Genomic DNA, 15252 nt, shown 5'->3' with positions numbered 1-15252 from the left:
TTTGATACTATGAGAAAACTATTAGCATTCTTATGTATCTGTGTACAGATTGTCCCGTCATGGGGGCAATCTGTTCTGCGTACTCCAAATGGGGTAAAAGTAGAGACTGAAAAGGCTTGTATAGAGTTGGAATGTTTTTCTTCTTCTATCATTCGTGTGAAGAAATATCCAGCCGGAAAGACACCTGAGAAGAAATCATTGTCTGTCACTATGCAACCGGAGAAGGTAAAATACAAATTGCAAGAGACAAAAGGTGAAGTGGTTCTTACTACTTCCGAATTAGTAGCAATTATGGATATTGCCCAAAAACAAGTTCGTTTTACTGATAAAGATGGTAAGGTCTTGTTAGCTGAGAAGCCTGCTTCTATTGATTTTGTTCCATTCAATGATGCGGGAAATTCTACCTATCAGGTTCGCCAGACTTTCGTGTTGGATAGTGATGAGGCTATTTATGGTTTGGGGCAACACCAGCAGGGACGGATGAACCAGCGTAACCAAACTTTATTTTTGCAGCAAGCCAATACGGAAATCTGTATTCCTTTGGTTCATTCTATCAAAGGTTATGCTTTATTCTGGGATAACTATTCTCCTACAACTTTCACTGATAATGCAGAAGGTATGACCTTTGATTCGACAGTGGGTGATTTGTGTGATTATTACTTTGTTTATGGTGGTGGAGTGGATGGAGTTGTGGCTGGATTACGTGAACTAACCGGGCAAGCTCCTATGTTCCCTCTTTGGACTTATGGCTTTTGGCAATCAAGAGAACGCTATGTTAGTCAGGATGAGTTGGTAGGTGTGGTCAGGAAGTATCGTGATTTAAGAATTCCCTTGGATGGTATTATTCAGGATTGGCGTTATTGGGGTGAGGATCATAAAGACTGGAATGCAGTTGAGTTCCGTAATCCGAAGTTCTCCGATCCTAAAAAGATGATGGAAGAAGTACATCGTTTGAATGCTCATGCCATTATTTCAGTATGGCCTTCTTTTGGTCCGGAAACCGGGATTTATGCAGAATTGAAAGCACAGAATAAGTTGATGGTGCATGAGACTTTTCCACAGAATAATGGAGTGAAAGTATATGATACCTATGATCCGGTAGCAAGAGACATCTACTGGAAATATATGAATAAGAATATGTTCAGCATCGGAATGGATGGTTGGTGGCTGGATGCAACCGAACCGGAACATGGTCCGATAAAAGAGGGTGATTTGGACTTTCAGACTTATCTGGGTTCTTTCCGCAAGGTCCGTAATGCTTTTCCGATTGTGAGCGTGGGAGGTGTATATGATCATCAAAGACAGGAAACTTCTGATAAGCGTGTTTTCATTCTGACTCGTTCTGCCTTTGCCGGCCAGCAGCGTTATGCAGCACAAGCGTGGTCGGGTGATGTGGTTTCTGATTGGGGTGTGCTACGTAATCAGATACCTGCAGCGTTAAATATCTCTTTGACAGGTATTCCTTATTGGAACTCTGATATTGGTGGTTTCTTCTCTGCCAATAAATTTCCGCAAGGTGTAAAGGATCCGGCATTTCATGAATTGTATGTACGCTGGATGCAATTTGCTACTTTTACTGGAATGATGCGTTCGCATGGTACAAACACACCTCGTGAAATCTTCATGTTTGGTGAACGTGGATATTGGGCTTTCGATGCACAAGAGAAAATGATCAATCTCCGTTATCGCCTGTTGCCTTATATTTATTCAACTTCATGGAAGATTACTTCTGAAGGTGGAAGCCTGATGCGTGCTTTATTCTCTGATTTCCCTGAAGATAAGAAAGTGCTGGATTTGGGTGATGAATATCTTTTTGGAAAATCTATATTAGTAGCTCCAGTTACCAGCGAGACCAGAAGCCGCTCTTTATATTTGCCGGCAGGAACCCAGTGGATTGATTTCTGGACTGGCGAAGTTCAAGACGGTGGACGTGAAATCACCCGTGAAACACCTGTTGATATTATTCCATTGTATGTGAGAGCTGGTTCTATCATTCCCGTTGGTCCTGCTGTTCAATTTGCAACAGAGAAATCATGGGACGATTTACAGCTTCGTATTTATCCGGGAGCTGATGGAGAATTTACCCTGTATGAAGATGAGGATGATAATTATAATTATGAAAAAGGTAAATATTCCACTATCCGTATGACGTGGAATGATAAGGAGCGAAAACTGATTATTCATCCTCGTCAAGGTAGCTATGATGGTATGTTGCAAGAACGTAAATTTCATATTGTTCTTGTAAATAGACAAGATGGTTTAGGGCTGGATAATGAGTCATATACTGTAAATGTGGGATACCAAGGAAAAAAAATAAATATAAAACTACCATGAAGAAATTAGCGAAATTAGTGAGTATAGCTTTAGTCTCAGGAGTGATAAGTAGTTGTACTTCGGAGCAAGTTCCGGTCAAGAATGATAGAATTGTAACCAATCCTATTGATCTGAACTATCGTTTTCAACCTAATGATGAGTCACGGCGTGAAGCGGCCGATCCTGTACTGGAATATTTTAAAGGATATTATTATATGTTTGCCTCTAAATCCGGTGGATACTGGCGTTCTGAAGATCTGGCAAAATGGGAATATATCCCTTGTACAACCATTCCAACGATGGAAGATTATGCTCCAACCATCCTTGTTTATGGTGATACTCTTTATTTTACGGCATCCAGTGGAAACACCCGTATTTATAAAAACGCTCACCCTGAAAAGGACACTTGGGAAGAAGTAGATACAAAGTTTGAGTATCCTCAACATGATCCGGCGTTCTTTAAAGATGATGATGAAAGAGTGTATTTTTATTGGGGATGTTCGGATGTGGATCCGATCATGGGAGTGGAAGTGGATCCCAAAGATGGCTTCCGAGCTATTGGAGAGCCTAAAGCTTTGATTCAACATAATTGTGATAAATATGGTTGGGAAGTTCCTGGTAAGAACAATGAAGAGCCACGTCAAGGTTGGAATGAAGGTCCATGTGTACTGAAACATAATGGTCGCTACTACTTGCAATATGCAGCTCCTGGTACTCAATACCGTATTTATGGTGATGGTAATTATGTTGGTGATAATCCGTTAGGTCCGTTTGAATATGTGGAAGACAATCCATTCTCTTTTAAGCCCGGAGGTTTCATCGGTGGTGCTGGTCATGGACATACATTCAAAGATAAATATGGTAATTACTGGCATGTAGCATCTATGACTATTTCTGTTCGTCATTGGTTTGAGCGCCGTTTAGGTTTATTCCCGGTAGTTGTTTCTGAGAAATATGGCATGTATGCGTTGACAACTTTTGCTGATTATCCTTTCTGTATTCCTGATCGGAAGGTCGATTTTGAAAAGGAAGATATTAGCATGGGGTGGAACTTGCTTTCATATAAGAAAAAAGTATCCTCGTCTTCACACCTTGAAGGCTATGAACCGGAATTGGCTAATGATGAACAGGTGGAAACCTGGTGGGCTGCTCAAACAGGCAATGCTGGTGAATGGCTGCAAATTGATCTTGGAAAAACAATGGAAGTGAATGCCATTCAGGTGAATTTCGCAGATCATAATTTTAATGTACATGCGCCCCATGATCCTGTGGTTTATCAATATTATATAGAAGGTTCTACAAATGGCAAAGACTGGACTCGTCTGGTGGATGAAGAAAAGAATCTGCAGGATGCTCCTCATAAGCTGCATACTCTGAATGTTCCTGCGAAAGTACAATATCTGAAAATCTGTAACACTAAAGATATGGAAGGAAGTTTTTCTCTGTTCGATTTGCGTGTCTTTGGTCAAGGTGGAGGTAAGGCGCCTGCCGAAGTTACAGGATTCCAAGCTTCGCATGATAATAATGATAAACGTATCTACCGGTTTACATGGAATCCGCAGGAAAATGTAACAGGGTATATTTTACGTTGGGGAACACAAAAAGAGAAATTGACTCACTCTATGGTGGTTTACGAAAATCAATATGAGGCCCGTTATTTCAATAGAGATTCTGAATATTACTTCTCTATTAGTGCTTTTAATGAGAATGGTGTAGGCAAATAACTGATCAATACAGAAATCTTTAATTAAAGCTTGTGGTTATATAACTTATTTATGGGTTGTATAGCCACAAGTTTTGTTTTTATGAGAGGTTTAATTATAATATATAATCTAAGAATAACCTTTGTTTGAAGTCTATTTTTCTTCGATTAATCCATTTATATATGATTCTTTAATGTGAAAGAGTTAAAAAGCTCTGAAACCCTTGTTTTTCTTCAAAAAACCTACTTCGATTAATGTCTTTTTAAGGACTATTTTAACGATAGCCTCATAATTTTGCCCATATAATTTTAAACATGATTTTAATAAATATGAAAAATGCACAAGTATACGTAAAGTATCCTCTTGCAAATAGTCCTCTTTGGACAAACTGAAAAGATAAACTTTTTTAAGTGACTCAAATTATATATTTACCAACTTTTAATTTAATTATTATGAACAAACGATTCTTAAATGCGCTCCTGTTTGGAGCGGTGGTTCTTTCAACAGGAACTTTTACTTCATGTAATAATGATGATGTTGATGATTTGAAATCAAGAGTGTCAGTAATTGAAGTGGCAATTGATGACATCAAAACACAATTGGGCAAAGCATTGATGACCGGTGCAAGTATTACAAAGGTAGATGAAAATAACGGCACGTATACGTTAACGTTGAGTGACGGACAAAAGATTGTAATTAAGCCAGGTGGAGGAAATATCTCTATAGTAGTTACTGATACGGAGGCTATTATTACAATAGAAGGCGAAAAGTACGTCCTTCCATTGGGGTCTTTAGTAAACTCGTTGATCTATAGTCCAGAGACAATAGATGGAATTGTAGAGATTGGCAGTACTGCTACTACAGTGAATTTCTTGGCAAGACCGGCTCTCAAGAGCTTGGATGGTGCACAATTTACAATTGCTGAATCCCATGTACTTACCCGTGCCGCTGATGGTGAGCAGTTTAAAGTAAGTGGAGATGTAACATTGGAAGGTGATTTTATTAAAGTTCCTATTAAGGCACTTGGTGAAGCGGAAGCCGGAAAAACTTATGCTGTATCTCTTCAATTGAATTTAAAAGGAACAATTATTGGTTCTAACTACTTTACTGTGAAAGTGTCTGATGATTTCTCATCTGTTGCTGAAGATTTGGGTGGCGTTACGATCAAAGCAGATTATAGCCCTAATGATCTTGCGAATGGTTTCAAGGAAATGACTATTAAAGGTTCTGACCTCTTAGGAGCTTTTAACTTCAAGAATTTATTCAGTGAACTTCCGGCTAATGCAGAATTTGTAGTTGCAAGTGGTAGTAAACAGCCAGGTGGAGAAGCACAGGAAAAGCAGGAGCTTCTTAGCAAGAGTTTGAAAAAAGACGGTACATGGGCATTTAGTGAAAGACCGGGAACCAGTTTTAATGGAAATGCAGATCGTAAGGGATTCTTGATTAATGTTCTGGCTAATGATGTAGTAAAGGCTAAGATTTATGTTTGTATTAATGATGAATTAGCTAACCTTGATTTTGTTAGTGGATTTAATGAAGAATATGAAGGTGAGTGGGGCGGTCGTCAAAAAAGCCTGCCATTGGGTGCTCAGGAAATTGACATTCAGAAAACATTCACAAATTGGGAAGAAGATTACGCTGAAATCACTCACAGAGGAAAGAGCTTCTTAGAAAATTGGGCTGGCGCAAATTATCAGGTACAAACAGCTGATGGTGACAATGTTATTTATTGTGATGGAACCACACTTGTAATGACTGATATTGCTAAAAAGTATGCACAACTCTCTCGTGGTATATATTGGTATTTCCGTGGTATTTCTATTCTCGTACCGGAAGCGTATGGAAAATGGATGAATCCGGCTACAGGTAAAGAAGTTAATGGTGGAGATGAAATCCTTGGTGGTTTTAATGATGATAGAGAACATCCTGAATTATACGAAGCAACGTTTGCTAAATATGCAGGTGTAACAATGGATCCCAAAACAGCTAAAATTAAACTTAATGACACGTATACAGGTTACGGTTTCCGTTTTGCCATTGCTGCTATTTATGAATATGCTTATGGATGGAAGAGACTTCATAAAGCTGACCAATTTGGTTTCTTCTTCTTCAATCGTCGTATGATGCCGGAAGGTACAACTATACCGGAATAAACCGAAAATGAAGATTTCTTTAATAAATAGAAAATCTAAATATGAAACATAAAATATCTAATACAAAAAAAAGTGCATCCTTTTCATGGAAAGCGATGATGGCTGTGCTTTTATGTCTCCTGACGGCATTGCCTATGTCGGCACAGAACCGCATCGTTCGCGGTACTGTGGTTGACCAAACCGGTGAAACCGTCATTGGAGCCAATGTTCGGGTGAATGGTACCACTCGAGGTGTCATTACCGATATTAATGGTGAGTTTGAGATTGCTGCCGATGCAAAAGAGAAGTTGACTATTTCTTTTATCGGTTATATTGATGCTATAGTTGCAGCAGATAAAACTAACTTGAAAATTACACTAAAAGAAGACAGTCAAGCTTTAGAAGAAGTGGTGGTTGTAGGTTATGGTACGCAGAAGAAAGCTACACTGACAGGTGCGGTTTCAGCTATCAACAATAAGGAAATAGCCGTAACTAAGAATGAGAATGTGGTGAACATGCTTTCCGGTAAGGTTCCAGGTGTGCGTATTTCACAGAAGAGTTCACAGCCTGGTGAATTTGATAATGCCATTGATATTCGTGGTATGGGTGATCCGCTGATTGTAGTTGATGGTATTCCTCGTGATAAGGCTTATTTTTCTCGTATGGATGCTAATGAAATCGATAACGTATCTGTATTGAAAGATGCTTCTGCAGCTATCTATGGTGTGCGTGCTGCTAATGGTGTAATCTTGGTTACTACCAAGCATGGTGAAGCTTCCAATGGTAAGTTCGACATTACGTTCTCCGCTAATTATGGTTGGCAGCAATTCCTCTATGTGCCGCAAACAGCAAGTGCGGCAGACCATATGTTGCTTATCAATGAAAAGTATTATAATGCTTTTGGAGACAACACTTATCCGAACCGCACTCCTGCTAAATATACTTGGCAACAAATGATGGAATACAGTACTGGAAGGAAAAAGAGTACGAACTGGACAAAAGAATTGTTCGATGATAACGTCCCACAGCAACAATATAACGTTAGTGTGAATGGTGGTTCTGAGAAGGTGAACTACTTTTTTAACCTCGGTTATTTGAAGCAGGAAGGTTCTTATAAAGGTGGTTCTTTGAATTACGATCGCTGGAATTTCCGTAGCAATATTGATGCCAAGATTACCGACCGTTTGAAGGCTACTATACAAACTAGTGGTTATATGGACGAAAAGAATCAACCGTTTACCGATATCTGGTCTGTGTATAAAAAAGCCTGGACTTATAGGCCGACTTCAGAGGCATATGTAGATGGTGATCATAATTACCCCGCCTGGGATAGTGAAATGGGTGAACCTGAAAATCCTGTAGCTGCTATCAATAGTGACCTTACTGGTTATCGCCGTGAGAAACGTTATAATTTCAATGGCGCTTTGACTTTGACTTATGATATTCCGGGAGTAAAGGGCTTGAATGCAAAGGCTTTTTATAGCTACGACTATTATACTACCAATAATACAAGTTATAAACGTGCTTATAAATTGTACAATAAGCGTGAAGATGGCACAATGGAAAGTTTCGATCGCAATGCTGACAGCAATTTGCGACGTAATACTGACCCGAATTACGGAACAGTGATGCAGCTTTCTTTGAACTATGCCAATAAATTTGGTGATCATAATGTTGGGGCTATGGTATTGTTCGAAGAACAGTATAACAATTGGGATAACTTTTATGCACAACGTGTTATGCAGTTGGATGGTGAATACCTGATTTATGGTGAAGAGAAGGATCAGATAGGTTCGATGGGAGGCGCTGGTGACAAGACTCGTCAGTCAGTTGTAGGTAAAGTAAACTACGACTATAAAGGACGCTATATGGTAGATTTCTCTTTCCGTTATGATGGTTCTTCCAGTTTCCCGAAAGGTTCGCGTTGGGGATTTTTCCCATCCGTTTCTGCTGGTTGGCGTATAAGTGAAGAAGCATTTATGAAAGAATGGATTCCTTTTCTCACCAACTTGAAGATTCGTGGTTCTTACGGTAAGATGGGTGATGATGGTGGTGCCAGTACTTATCCTCAGACAGTGATAGCTTATAATATTGAAAAAGACAAGATTGGCTGGTTCTATAATGGTGCATTAATGGCCGGTGTTGCTGCGACTGCTATTCCTAATCCTGATTTGACATGGTATACTGCCGAAACTTATAATCTTGGTTTAGATTTCGATCTTTGGAATCAAAAGTTAAGCGGTACGTTTGAAGTCTTCAAGCGTAAACGTAGTGGTCTGCTTGCTACCTCTTCAACTGTTGTTCCGGGTACAGTCGGTGCATCTTTACCTCAGGAAAACCTGAACAGTGACCAGACTTTCGGTTGGGAAATCAGTTTGAATCACCGTAATAGAGTGGCTGGAGTAAACTATTGGGTAGGTGGACAGATCTCTGCCACAAAGAACCGTTGGGATTATCGTTTGGACAGTCAGGCTAGTAACTCTATGGATGCTTGGCGTCGTAGAGATGTATCTGGACGTAACAAAGATATCTGGTTCTCTTACGAAGAAGGTGGACGTTTTACCAGCTATGAACAGATCCGTTATCACAATGTTACCGGTGGTGGATATGGTCAAGGAACTTTACCTGGTGACTATTACTATAAAGACTGGAATGGTGATGGTGTAATCAACGGTGATGATAACCACCCGATGGCAACTTATAACCTACCGGTATTTAACTATGGTTTTGTGATGGGAGCCGAATGGAAAGGTGTAGACATCTCTCTGAACTGGCAGGGCGCAGCAGGCGTATACAATTCTTATGATGAGGTATTTACGGAAGTTGGTCCGTTTAATGGTGGTGCAGTGTTGGATATTTACCTTGACCGCTGGCATACGATTAACCCAAGCGACGATCCTTTCAATCCGAATACTCAGTGGGTATCAGGTTTGTATCCAGCTACAGGGCACAGTTTCAGTAATGCAGGAACGGGTATTAAGAACACTTCATATCTGCGTCTGAAAACTTTGGAAGTAGGTTATACATTACCTAAAACTTGGGTAGCCAAAGCAGGAATTAAAGACCTTCGTGTTTATTTCAATGCTTATAACCTTTTGACTTTTACTGGTTTGGATAATATAGATCCGGAACGTCCCGGTCGTCAGGGTGGAGCTAATAATGGTGATTCTTCCGGTATTTTGTTCTACAATTATCCTGTGAACCGTACGTTTAACATTGGTGCAACAATCAAATTCTAAAGATAAAAGGATAGAATATGAAAACATTAAAATATATATTTGTAGCAGCTGCATTGGGACTTACGGCGACTTCTTGCTATGATTTGGATCTGGAGCCGAAAGGACTTATTTATGAAAATGTGCTGTTTCAATCGGACAATGGTATCAAGAAGTATCTCGCTCTGATGTACCAGGATCTTCCGATAGAAGATTTCAATTATAGTCAGAATGGTGACGATAAGGGATATGCAACAGTAAATGCCAGTGGTTGGCATAGCGGTAATAGATGGCAGGCCCAGAAAGGTAGTCCGGCGTCTTGTGCTGCTGAGGCAGCAGGCCGTGGCACTTCTTATGGCGATGGTTGGGGATATTGGAATTACGACCGTATCCGCGACATCAACAATATGCTGGAAAAACTACCAGATTATCGTTCCAATTATAAAGAGAATGATTATAATGCCTATTTGGGCGAAGCTCGTTTCCTACGTGCATTCTACTATTTCGGAATAGTGAAACGCTATGGCGGTGTACCTATTGTGGATAAAGTGCTTGATCCTAAAGCGCCATTAGAGGAATTGCAGCAACCGCGTAATACTGAATATGAATGCTGGAAGTTCATCTATGAAGATTTGAAATTTGCCATGGAGAATGCTACAGCTTCTAAAGATGAAGTGGGGCGTGCTAACCGTTATGCAGCCGCGGCATTGATGTCTCGTGCCATGCTATATGCGGGTTCCATCGCCAAATATAATCAGTATACTGCTGTTACTGGTCCGGCTGTTTCTGCCGGTCTGATGGGTATGCCTGCAGACAAAGCACAAGAATTTTTCCAATATGCTTATGATGCATGTAAATACTTGAAGGATGCCGGATTTAAACTGCATACAGGTGCAGATAAAGAAAAAGCTTATACTGAAGTCTTTTTGAATCCGAATACGGAAGAGGACATCATGGTTAAGCAGTATGGTCCTAATACCAGTACTCCTACCAACACAAGTTTGTTCCATTGTTGGGACTGCATGGTGTTGCCGAAGGGTGAAGGTCTTTCAGGTGACGTAGGCGTTGCACTTCAGCCGGCATGGGAAATCATGGGGCTTTATGAAATGCCTGCCATCATTGATGAAGAAACTGGTGAGCCGGTACGTTTTAATGATTACAGGGAGCTTTGGAATAATGGTGAAATGGAAGCGAGATGCCGTGCCAATTTCTATTTCAGTGGTATGAAGGAATCTATGTCTGGTACGGAATTGGATTTCCAGGGTGGTGTATATAAAAGCTATCCGGGGCTTGCCGCTGATGGTACTGCAGAAACACAGGGAAGTGTCAATGACTATACCAACCAGTATCGTGTAAGAGCATCTCAGCCAGGTGAATACAAGGACATTAATGGTACGAAGATAAAGGTTAGTGGTATTCATGGTCTGGCAGAAGGTACAGGTGATGAAGGTTATTCACGTATGGGTGCTTGCATCCGCAAGTACGTACAGGCCGAGGGAACCAATGCACGTGTATTCTTCACCAACTATCAGCCTTGGAAGGTATTCCGTTATGGTGAGATTTTGCTGAATTGGGCAGAAGCAGCTTATGAATTGGGGCTGATTACCGGTAACGAAGATTTGAAAAAAGAAGCTTTCGAACATATAAATGAGATACGTGACCGCGCAGGTGCCCATCAACATGAGATGGTTACTAATCCGATAGATGTAGGTTCCGAAACCTATGGCTTTGCAATCGATGAGAATTTGCAATATATCCGTGATGAACGTGCCCGTGAACTTTGTTTCGAAAACCACCGCTTGTTCGATATTCGTCGTTGGAGAGTAGCCGACATCATGTTCCAAAATGGCGTGTATACTCATACATTACTTCCGTATTTGGTTCTCGATGAAAATAAGTGGATATTCTTGAATGAGGTAGAACGTGAAGGTCGTAGAGTAACATTTGACAAGCGTCATTATTATGAGCAGATTCCGGGTGGCGAAATCAATAAGAACCCGTTGTTGATTCGTAATGATGGTTATTAAATGGAATAATTTTAGAAAAAGTATTGATATGAAAAAGTTAATATATAGTTTATTATTTGGTACTTCAGCATTGCTAATGGCATCATGCATGGAGGTGGATAATTTCGATGCACCCGATTGCCATTTCTATGGAAAGATTATAGACTCTACTACTGGAGAAGGTATCGTTTCCGACCGGGGAGATTGCCACATTCGTATATGGGAAGTGAGCTATAAAGTCAATCCTGGAAGTCAGGATCTTGTTGTTAAGGAAGATGGTACATTTAACAATACCAAACTCTTTGCCGGTACATATGATATGGTTCCGGAAGGGTCATGGTGGCCTGCAGATACTATCCGCATGGGCATTGGTAATAAGACCAGCCAGAATTTTGAGGTAACCCCCTATTTGAAAGTGTTTGATTTTAAAACAGAACTTGTAGGGACTACACTCACCATGTCTTGCCGATTGGATGCTCCGAAAACTGAAGGGCTTCCTCAGATTACGGAAATTCGTCCATTTCTTAGTTTGAATAATTTTTGTGGTGCTTCCAATTGCATTGGTTATTACAATACGAATACGTTTAAAATCAATGTGATGAAGACTTGGGATAAAATAGAAAAGGCGGAAGATGGTAAAAGTTTGACTTATACAGTTGAGGTACCTGTGAAGCGTGGATATATTTATTTCGCTCGTATGGGAGCCAGAGTGAAGGATAAATTTGAAAAATACAATTATACAGAGATTGTAAAGATAGAAGTTCCTAACGAGTAGTTTTATTAAGGGTAATAAGATTGTGATAGTTGGCCGGAAGGGGAGACGAATGTTTGTTCTTCCGGCCTTTGTCTTAACTATTTAAAATAGAAAAATGAGATTGAATAAAATATATTATTTGGTATTATGTGTTCTTTTGGCAGGTGCTACGTCTTGTGGTGGCGGAGATGATGCATTCATTCCACCTGCTATAGAGCCTGATGAACCGGATCCTCCTATGCCTGAGGAAGTGTACAATACCCCCGATTTTACTCCTCACGTAGATGGCGAGCCTTTTGATACTTATCGTGGCTTAGTGATGGCAGGTTATCAAGGCTGGTTTGGTGCTCCTGGTGACGGCTGTTCTCATAGTAAGCATACGAATACTCAATGGTATCATTATCGTGAAAACGACATGTTTGAACCTGGTGTATTACGTAATTCTATTGACTTCTGGCCCGACATGAAGGAGTACGAGAAACAATATACCCCCGGAAAATTCCAATATCCGAATGGAGAAGTTGCTACGGTCTATAGTGCCTATGATGAGTCCAGTGTACTACTCCATTTCAAATGGATGAAGGAGTATGGACTTGACGGTGTATTTATGCAACGTTTTGTCGGTGAAGTTATAAATAACCCGGATGGAAAAGATCACTTTGATAAGGTCTTGGAATCGGCCATGAAAGGTTCTAATACTTACCAGCGTGCCATTTGTGTCATGTACGATTTAGGGGGCTTTATGTCTGATAATAGCCGGAATACCAATGCGGTTCTGGCTGATGCACAAGCTATCATGGACAAATTCCAGTTGTTGAATAGAAATGCTAAACAAAAGTATTATCTCTACCAAGGCGGAAAACCTCTTATAGTGCTGTGGGGCGTAGGCTTCAATGATAACCGGCCTTATTCACTCAATGATATTGAAGAACTGATGAATGGTTTGAAAGCAAAGGGATTCAGTATTATGTTAGGTGTTCCTACTTATTGGCGTGAAAGAAGGAATGATGCATTACCGGATGCAAAATTGCATGACTTGATAAAGGCTGCCGATGTTATCATGCCATGGTTTGTCGGTCGTTTTGGTAATGATAACTACTCAAATTTTCATAGTCTTGTGGAAAATGACATCAAATGGTGCAAAGAAAATAAGGTGGAATATGCTCCGCTTTGTTTCCCGGGTTCTTCCGATCGTAATATGCATCCCAATAATGGTATAAATTCACGTGTGGGTGGCAAATTCCTTTGGAATCAGATGTATCATTGCATTAAGTCGGGTGCGCAATTGCTTTATATTGCTATGTTTGATGAAATAGACGAGGGTACAGCCATTTATAAATGCTTGAATCAGAGTGATGTTCCGAGTAATGAGTCTGCCGTTGACTATTATGTTGTTTATCAAAACGGAGGATACCGCATTAGCAGCAAAATGGTTGAAGGATTGACCGGCAATGATTGGTGCCAGCGTGCTAAGGATTTGAATATAACCTTTATGGGTATTGAAGACGGATTGCCTACCGATCACTACCTATGGCTTGTAGGTCAAGGCAAGAAGATGCTACGGGGAGAAATTCCCTTGAAAGCTTCCTGGCCTTCCAGATAAATTAAGGATTTGCATCTATCCGCTACGTACCAGAACCATACTTGCTCCGTACCATCTCCAGTGTTTCTCCACTCAGAGGTACTTCTGACTGGAGAATGTACGGAGCAAGTATGGTTCTGGTATGTAGCAGGTATGCTTTTCCTCCTTTTTAAAGATACCATTTAAGATGGCACATAGTACTACTACTACGATGATATCAGTACCAATCGTCGGAACGGACAGTAACAGTCCTATTTTTAATATCTACTTAAATTTTTGCAACCATGAGGAAATGTCTTTTATTGTTATTCGTTTTTTTCTTATCTGGAAGTCTGAGTGCAGTCCCCAAGCATTCTAAAACTACTAAATACCCATCGTACAAGGGCCTTGTTATGGCGGGATATCAGGGATGGTTTCATCAACCGGGGAAAGGTGTGATGTACCCTGATGAAAATAGTATCCGTATCGATATGTGGCCGGATGTCAATGAATATGAGAAGACATATCCGACTGGACAGAAACTGGCTGATGGTTCTACTGCCCGTTTCTTTTCTTCAACGGATGAAAGTACGGTAGACTTGCATTTTAAGTGGATGCAGGAGTATGGGTTGGACGGAGTGTTTATGCAACGTTTCTTTGGAGCTGCCCGTCCGGAAGCACGCAAACGGAGCACTGTTTTGAAGCACGCCATGAGAGCGGCTTCCAAATATGGACGTGCTATTGGTGTGATGTATGATTTGTCCGGTCTGGCGGCTAAGAATGAAGATTGTTCCATGTTGATGGATGATTGGAAATACCTGGTTGATTCGTTGCGTGTGACCAATCAGGAGGGTGAACAGACTTATGTCTTTTATAATGGGAAACCGCTGGTTACTATTTGGGGAGTCGGCTTCCCGGACCGTCCGTATGATATTCGTAATATTGGGTTGGAGCGTTTTATTGACTTTCTGAAGAATGATCCGGAGTACGGCGGATGTAGTGTGATGCTGGGTGTGCCTACTTTCTGGAGAGACTTGAATGCTGACTGCATCCATGATCCCTATTTGCATGAGCTTATCAGACAGGCTGATATCATTCTGCCATGGATGGTACAACGTTTTACCCCACTGCTTCACAATGATATGGACCGCTATCGTGATGTCATTCTGGATGATATTGCCTGGTGTAAAAAGAATAATATCGGTTATGTGCCTTGTGTAACTCCTGGATTCAGTTGGCACAATCTAAGTCGCCATGCATTCAAGGATGATGTGAAACCTTCCGGTTCTATTCCCCGTCAGGGCGGACGCTTTTATTGGCAACAGATTTCTACGGCAATCAATGCAGGGGCTACGATGCTGTATGTAGCTATGTTCGATGAAGTGAATGAAGGTACTGCCATTTTCAAGTGTACAGATAATCCCCCGGTGGGAAAAGAAGTCAAGTTTGTGGGTATGGATGGGATGCCGTCCGATCATTACCTGTGGCTGACGGGTGAGGCGGCAAAGATGCTTCGTTGTGAGAAGCCGCTGAGCTTTGAGATGCCCCGGCGGGATGCGAAATAAGAA

Annotated in this window: 8 protein-coding genes; all 8 read left to right on the top strand. The window is 40.8% G+C overall.

From position 1 onward, the window contains the following. Positions 1–9 precede the first annotated feature (9 nt). The 8 genes from DWW10_RS01045 to DWW10_RS01010 all read left to right on the top strand — a co-directional run bounded on the left by DWW10_RS01045 (position 10) and on the right by DWW10_RS01010 (position 15249). Positions 10–2334, top strand: a complete 2325-nt coding sequence (locus DWW10_RS01045) for a glycoside hydrolase family 31 protein (RefSeq protein ID WP_022394277.1) — start codon at positions 10–12, stop codon at positions 2332–2334. Next, positions 2331–4037 carry a family 43 glycosylhydrolase gene (locus tag DWW10_RS01040; protein ID WP_022394278.1) on the top strand — a complete coding sequence of 569 codons (1707 nt, stop codon included), beginning with the start codon at positions 2331–2333 and terminating at the stop codon, positions 4035–4037. The genes DWW10_RS01045 and DWW10_RS01040 overlap by 4 nt, the downstream gene beginning before the upstream one ends. Before the next feature lie 431 nt (positions 4038–4468). Then, the gene (locus DWW10_RS01035; protein WP_022394279.1) at positions 4469–6169 is read left to right on the top strand and encodes a PL29 family lyase N-terminal domain-containing protein; all 1701 of its coding nucleotides are present in this window, start codon (positions 4469–4471) and stop codon (positions 6167–6169) included. Positions 6170–6210: 41 nt separating this feature from the next. After that, a complete protein-coding gene (locus DWW10_RS01030; RefSeq protein WP_022394280.1) occupies positions 6211–9387 on the top strand; it encodes a SusC/RagA family TonB-linked outer membrane protein in 3177 nt (1058 codons plus the stop codon). 17 nt (positions 9388–9404) lie between these two features. After that, positions 9405–11390 carry a RagB/SusD family nutrient uptake outer membrane protein gene (locus DWW10_RS01025; RefSeq protein ID WP_022394281.1) on the top strand — a complete coding sequence of 662 codons (1986 nt, stop codon included), beginning with the start codon at positions 9405–9407 and terminating at the stop codon, positions 11388–11390. A gap of 28 nt (positions 11391–11418) precedes the next feature. Further along, a complete protein-coding gene (locus DWW10_RS01020; protein ID WP_022394282.1) occupies positions 11419–12144 on the top strand; it encodes a DUF3823 domain-containing protein in 726 nt (241 codons plus the stop codon). 94 nt (positions 12145–12238) lie between these two features. After that, complete coding sequence (locus tag DWW10_RS01015; RefSeq protein WP_022394283.1) at positions 12239–13726, top strand: glycoside hydrolase family 99 protein; 1488 nt, start codon at positions 12239–12241, stop codon at positions 13724–13726. A gap of 263 nt (positions 13727–13989) precedes the next feature. Beyond that, positions 13990–15249, top strand: coding sequence for a glycoside hydrolase family 99 protein (locus DWW10_RS01010; protein ID WP_022394284.1), 1260 nt, complete (start codon positions 13990–13992; stop codon positions 15247–15249). Positions 15250–15252: the final 3 nt, after the last annotated feature.

Source organism: Bacteroides intestinalis, from assembly GCF_003464595.1.
GTDB lineage: Bacteria > Bacteroidota > Bacteroidia > Bacteroidales > Bacteroidaceae > Bacteroides > Bacteroides intestinalis_A.
Note: the sequence above shows the minus strand (reverse complement) of the source record. Positions and strands in the feature narration are given on the sequence as shown.

Bases quoted from the DNA above. Each gene is read 5' to 3' on its own strand.
- DWW10_RS01015 (WP_022394283.1), top strand. From the start codon at position 12,239: ATGAGATTGAATAAAATATATTATTTGGTATTATGTGTTCTTTTGGCA.
- DWW10_RS01045 (WP_022394277.1), top strand. From the start codon at position 10: ATGAGAAAACTATTAGCATTCTTATGTATCTGTGTACAGATTGTCCCG.
- DWW10_RS01030 (WP_022394280.1), top strand. From the start codon at position 6,211: ATGAAACATAAAATATCTAATACAAAAAAAAGTGCATCCTTTTCATGG.
- DWW10_RS01040 (WP_022394278.1), top strand. From the start codon at position 2,331: ATGAAGAAATTAGCGAAATTAGTGAGTATAGCTTTAGTCTCAGGAGTG.
- DWW10_RS01025 (WP_022394281.1), top strand. From the start codon at position 9,405: ATGAAAACATTAAAATATATATTTGTAGCAGCTGCATTGGGACTTACG.
- DWW10_RS01010 (WP_022394284.1), top strand. From the start codon at position 13,990: ATGAGGAAATGTCTTTTATTGTTATTCGTTTTTTTCTTATCTGGAAGT.
- DWW10_RS01035 (WP_022394279.1), top strand. From the start codon at position 4,469: ATGAACAAACGATTCTTAAATGCGCTCCTGTTTGGAGCGGTGGTTCTT.
- DWW10_RS01020 (WP_022394282.1), top strand. From the start codon at position 11,419: ATGAAAAAGTTAATATATAGTTTATTATTTGGTACTTCAGCATTGCTA.